The 6082-nt window shown below is 57.5% G+C and carries 4 protein-coding genes and 1 pseudogene; 2 read left to right on the forward strand and 3 right to left on the reverse strand.

All coding sequences use genetic code 11. From position 1 onward, the window contains the following. Window positions 1–215: 215 nt before the first annotated feature. Window positions 216–1589 (reverse strand): Trk system potassium transporter TrkA, encoded by a 1374-nt coding sequence (trkA, locus tag RRB22_10435; GenBank protein MDT8384824.1) that lies wholly within the window; start codon window positions 1587–1589, stop codon window positions 216–218. 30 nt (window positions 1590–1619) lie between these two features. Continuing rightward, a complete protein-coding gene (locus RRB22_10440) occupies window positions 1620–3065 on the reverse strand; it encodes a TrkH family potassium uptake protein (protein ID MDT8384825.1) in 1446 nt (481 codons plus the stop codon). A 334-nt stretch (window positions 3066–3399) separates the two neighbouring features. Between RRB22_10440 and RRB22_10445 the strand changes: the two genes are divergently transcribed. Then, window positions 3400–4251 (forward strand): DUF4118 domain-containing protein, encoded by an 852-nt coding sequence (locus RRB22_10445; protein MDT8384826.1) that lies wholly within the window; start codon window positions 3400–3402, stop codon window positions 4249–4251. Next, a pseudogene (locus RRB22_10450) lies at window positions 4248–4874 on the forward strand (response regulator). Before RRB22_10445 ends, RRB22_10450 begins: the two are co-directional and overlap by 4 nt. Before the next feature lie 313 nt (window positions 4875–5187). On the opposite strand, the gene RRB22_10455 reads toward RRB22_10450, so the two are convergent. Further along, window positions 5188–6009, reverse strand: coding sequence for a sulfurtransferase (locus RRB22_10455; GenBank protein ID MDT8384827.1), 822 nt, complete (start codon window positions 6007–6009; stop codon window positions 5188–5190). Window positions 6010–6082: the final 73 nt, after the last annotated feature.

The raw sequence follows: 6082 nt of genomic DNA on the forward strand, positions 1-6082 counted from the left end.
GGAAAGAAAAAGGAAGAAAGAGGTCAAGAATCATATTGAGCCCCTTATCCTATAGCGCCGTCACTATCAATCGTCCGGCAATTATCCGGCAATTAAGAAACGAGTCAGGCCTGCGTTATTGCATTATTGGGAACAATCCAGCAAAAATTTATATAACACAATAACGCAGACCTGAACCTAACCCGCTAACCTCCGACCTGGAATGTCGATGCGCGTCAAATGAAGGTGATTGCAACCTGAAACAATCGTTCCACTTCGGCGATTTTTCGTTTGTCGGACAAGAATAAAACAATATGGTCATCGGGTTCGATGATCATGTCCTTGTGGGGGAAAAGAAGTTTCTTTTCACGTGCGATGGCGCCGACGGTGGTGCCTTCAGGTAGTGGCAATTCATCGATGCGGCGGCCTACCACCCGCGATGTTTTGTGATCGCCATGCGCGATGATCTCGATCGCTTCTGCAGCGCCCCTGCGCAGGGAGTGCACCGCCACGAAATCGCCTCGGCGGATGTGGGTCAAGAGTGCGCCAATGGTAACTTGCGCGGGCGAGACTGCGATATCCACGGCGGTTCCCTGGGCAAGGTCAACATAACTCTGCCGGTTGATGATGGTCAATGTCTTGCGCGCGCCAAGACGTTTAGCCAGCATGGCAGACAGAATGTTCGCTTCGTCGTCGTTGGTGACGGCGCAATATACGTCCGTATCTTCGATATCCTCTGCCTTCAGCAGGTCGGCGTCCCCGGCATCACCCTGCAGGATCACGGTTTTGTGCAAGGTTTCTGCGAGATGCCGGCATCGCTGCGGGTCGCGTTCGATGATCTTGACGCGGTATTTCGATTCGATAAGTTCGGCCAGGCGTTTACCAATATTACCGCCGCCGGCGATGATGACCCGACGGTTGGGTTTGTCGGAGCGGCGAAAGGCGGCTACCACGGCGGGGATATCACGCTGTGCGGCAAGGAAAAAGACTTCATCGTCGGCTTCGATGACGGTGTCACCATCGGGGATGATGGCGCGATCGCGACGGAAGATGGCCGCGACACGTGTTTCAATTTTCGGCAATTGCTGGGCGAGATTGCGCAGTTGCTTTCCGACCAGCGGGCCACCGTAGTGGGCACGGACCGCGACCAGCTGGGCCTTGCCGTCCAGAAAATCCAGAATCTGTAATACGCCAGGTTGTTCAATGAGGTGGCGGATATACGTTGTCACCAATTGTTCGGGGCTGATGAGGACATCGACGGGCACCGCGGTCGGAGCGAACAGCTCGGGATATGTCAGATAGTCGGGCGACCGTACTCGCGCCAGGCGGGTAGGGGTGTGGAACAGGGTGTGCGCAATCTGGCAGGCGACCATGTTGGTTTCATCGCTGTTGGTAACGGCCAACACCAAATCCGCATCCTCGATTCCGGCGCGATATAAAACCTCGGGATGCGATGCGTGGCCCGTAACGGTTTTGATGTCGAGGCGATCCTGGAGCTCTTTTAGCAGGGCGGGCTGCTGGTCCACGACCGTGATGTCGTTGGCCTCGTTGGCGAGGCTTTGTGCGACGGTTGTGCCGACCTGGCCGGCGCCGAGAATAATGATTTTCACGATGGCTCTCGCAGCATTCGCAGCAGTGACTCAGTGTCGCCAAAACGCCGGCAGGAACAGGATCAGCAGGGTAAAGACTTCCAGCCGCCCGACCAGCATGCCGAACACACCCAGCCATTTGACCGTGGCGCTGACCGAGGCGAAGTTGGAGGCGACCTCGCCCAGGCCGGGGCCGAGTAGATTAATGGTGGCGACCACGGCGCCAAAGGCCGATTCGAAATCCAGACCGGCGGCCATCATCGCCACGGTGAGAAACAACGAGGTGACGATATACAGCACGTAGAAGCCCCACACCGAAAACAACACGTCCTCCGATATGGGCCGTTTCCCCAGCTTGACGACGGATACGGCCTGCGGGTGGGCCAGCAGGAAAAGTTGTCGCAGGCCGAGTTTGGCCAGCAACATGATGCGCAGGACCTTGATCCCGCCTGCCGTCGATCCCACGCAACCACCGGTGAATGACAGCATCACCAGGATCAGCGGGATATGCAGCGGCCACTCGGCAAAGGTTGCTGTGCCGAAGCCGGTGCTGGTCAGGATCGAGGCGACCTGAAATGCGGCATACCGCAGGGATTCCCCGCTGCCCGAATAGGCGCCGGCCCAGTAGAGGCTCAGGGCGACAAACAGGGTCGAGACGATAAAGATCAACCCATAACTCCTGACCTCAGGGTCAGTTGCATATGGGGTAATGGTGGCTCGGCGCCAGGCAAAGAAATGGATGGCGAAATTGGCGCCGCCGGCGAGCATAAAGATGATGGCGATGATCTCGATCGCCGGACTATTGTAGTAGCCGATACTGGCATCGTGGGTAGAGAAGCCGCCGGTCGCCACCGTGGTAAAGGCATGGCCTATCGCGTCGAACAGGCTCATGCCGGCAATCCAGAATCCGAGCGCACAGGCAACGGTCAGGGCGAGGTAGATCATCCATAACACGCGGGCCGTTTGCGCGATTCGGGGGGTCAGTTTTTCATGCTTGGCCACCCCGGATGCCTCGGCCTTATACAGCTGCATGCCGCCGACACCGAGCAGGGGCAGGATAGCGATGGCCAGCACGATAATGCCCATGCCGCCGAGCCACTGCATCTGTTGCCGGTGGTACAGGATCGAGGGCGGTAACTGGTCGAGCCCAACGATCACGGTCGCGCCGGTGGTAGTGAATCCGGAGATGGATTCAAACACCGCATCCGTGATACCCAGATGCAGCCCCAGAATAAAGGGCAGTGCGCCAATCATGCCCAGCAGTGCCCAGAACAGCGTGACCACCAGGAAGCCGTCACGGATGGACAACTCGTCTTTCTGTGCACGGTTGGGTAGCCACAACGCCACCCCGGCAATCACCGTAATCAACAGGGAGATGCTGAACACATGCCACTGGTGGTCAGCGTAGAGCAGGGCGACGCCGACCGAGGGTACGAAGCTCAGGCTGTAAAGCATCAGCAGGATGCCGAAAAGGCGTGTTATCGCGCGCCAATGCATAGTGCCCCCGGTTTAGGCAATGAGCGGAATACTGGCAGCGCCTCGCCGCGCCTGTGCATTGGCAGCAATATCGAAACCAGTAAGAGGGTGAGGCCGGGAGGTGGTAGCACTATGCCAGGCATAGCAATCAGGGACCCATATTTACTGACGTGCATGCCATTAGATTCCAACAACAGGTGCGCGAATTATCGGCACGGCATTCAGTCGAGACACATAACAAATGTGTAAAAATTTTATCATTCTGTATTTTATCCAATGTCAGTAGGCCGCCAGGATTCCACTGGCTGGGTTTTGCCTGGCCGCCAAATGCATAGGCAATTGGGCCGCGCACCATATGGCTAAAAGATATGACCCTTCATCACTATGGCCGCTAGCCTATATCAGTGCCCTGGGTATCGTGACGGTAACGGTGGCCGTGGCTTTTATTGCCCAGCGCATGATGCCACATGCCCGTCGCTCATTGCTATTCCTGACCGGTGTATTGATCGTTGCGGCCCGCACCGGCGTAGGCCCGTCGCTGCTGGCGAGCCTGCTGAGTTTTCTGGCCTTCAATTATTTCTTAACAAAACCCTATTACACCCTAAAGGTCGCGGACGAGGCTGATGTCGCGACCCTGATGTTCTTTCTGATCATTGCGGCGATCACGGGGAACCTGGCGGCACGAATGCAGCAAGAGATGGCGAAGCGCAAGCTGTCTCTGCATCGGATTTCGTCGCTCTATGAATTTAGTCGCCGCCTGTCGTCGGCTGCCGGTACGGAGGAGGTGCTGGAGGCCCTGGCGGCTCATTTGAGGCAATCCATGGAATGCACCATTGTCGTGTTTATGGCGGACGCGGAAGGGGTGCCGCGCATTAGGGCGAGTGCAGGGGCGGCCTATGATGTGCCGCAATCGGATATCGAGCAGGCCTGGACGGGCCATTCCTCCGAGCCGATGGCGATTGGCCAGTGGACGTTTCTGCCACTGACCACCAGCCGCGAGCCGGTAGGGATGGTGGCCATTTTTACACCGTGCGTCGGGGGAGATCGCGGTAATTACCAGGGTACCGGATTGGGTCTGGCAATCTGCCAAGGCATGGTTGCGGCACACAGCGGTACTGTCACCGCGCATGAGGGAAAACAGGGTCGGGGGACCTGTATGCGCATAACATTGCCCTCGCTACGACCGGGTGAAACAGGCGACACATGAATTCTTCAGCAGACACCATTCTTGTTGTCGAGGACGAGGCCCAGATCCGCAAATTTCTGCGCACCAGCCTTGAGGCGCATGGCTATATGGTCGAGGAGGCGCGCCTCGGAGAGGATGGGCTGAAACTCTGCGCCAGCGTGAAACCACATCTGGTCATACTCGATCTGGGGCTGCCCGATATGGATGGACAGGATTTTATCCTGCGGCTGCGGGAATGGTCTCAGGTTCCCGTTATCGTGTTATCAGTGCGCGCGTCAGAGATGGAAAAGGTTCAGGCACTCGATGCCGGCGCCAATGACTACGTCACCAAGCCGTTCGGGATCAGTGAATTGATGGCGCGAATCCGTGTCGTGTTACGCAATCACGAAGGGATGACATCGACGCAGACAATATTCGAGGCAGAGGGATTGCACGTCGACCTGGCCCAGCGCGAAGCCAGCGTAGACGGCAAGCCTGTTCACTTGTCAAAAAAGGAATATGAGCTGTTACGTCTATTGACCGATCACCCCGGGCAGCTGTTGACCCACCAGCAGATACTGCGCCAGAAACTGGGTGACGACCCAACCCGCCCACGCTTCATAGTTACCGTGCAGGGCGTCGGTTACCGATTAGCGCTCACCGCTCACCGCTCACCGCACAGTAGCAGTAAATGCCATGCTGACCCTTCAACCAGGCTGGATCATGTCTGTCATAGAAAAAATTGGCTCAAAGTCATTGTCATCCCGGCGAAAACTGCCCCGGTAGGCTGTAAGCCGGGGAGGTGCAATCCAGCCCTACGGGATTCGAGCGGAATAAAAAGGGTGGGCATTACCCACCATTACACCAAGCTCAACGATGTCTGATAGGTGGGCACTGCCCACCCTACACGTCACTAACTGCAAATTGTTTTTGTCGGCAGCGAAAATCGTAACCGGGCTTGCCCACCAACGGGTATCTCTAGCCCATCTCCACCGGTGTATCTTCCGCGTTGCCCCAGTCCGACCAGGAACCTGGATAGCCCTTGATGTTGGGATAGCCCAGTACCTTCAATGCAAAGTAGGTCAGTGCGGAGCGGTGATGGCTCTGGCAGTAGGTGACGATGGTTTTGTTGCGGGTGATTCCGCGTGCGTCCATCAGGGCGCGTAACTCGGCCTCGGGTTTGAGGCGCATGTTGCGCTGCTGATCCATGACGTTAAACCAGTCCAGGTTTACGGCGCCGGGGATGCGTCCGGCGCGGGCGGCGAATTTTCTTTCGCCGCGATATTCTTCCGGGGAACGGGAGTCCAGTAGCACCACGCTGTCGTCGTCGAGGTGTTCGTGGATGAATTGCCGGTTGGCAATCGGGGCGCCCACGATGCTGGCGTGATAGCGGCTGGGGGTGGGCGCGGTAGGTGTGTTATCCACGGGGTGGCCTTCCTTGAGCCAGGCATGCAGGCCGCCGTTGAGCAGCGAGGCCTTTGGGTGGCCGATGGCATCCAGGGTCCACAGCAGGCGCGCGGCGGCACCGCCGCCCTCTTCGTCATAGGCGATCACCTGTGTCTCGGGGGTGAGGCCGATGCGGGAAAAGAGCTGGCTCAGGGTGTCGGCATCGGGCAGCAGTCCCATCACCGGTTGCTGCATGGCGATGAGCTGCGCGTAGCCGAGATGAATGGCGCCCGGCACGTGTGCCTTGGCATAGGTGTCGGGTTTGCAGAGATCGATAATCAGTAGCCCGGGTGTGCCGAGCAGGGCCTGTAGCGCGTCTGGTTCAATGATCAGGGGGAGATGTGGTGTTGTCATATTTCTCGTTTTTAATTGAACCTGAATCCGTAACTTAAAGCCCACCAACAAAGCATTTGATGCCGTATTTTGC

Source organism: Gammaproteobacteria bacterium (assembly GCA_032250735.1).
Lineage (GTDB): Bacteria > Pseudomonadota > Gammaproteobacteria > SZUA-152 > SZUA-152 > SZUA-152.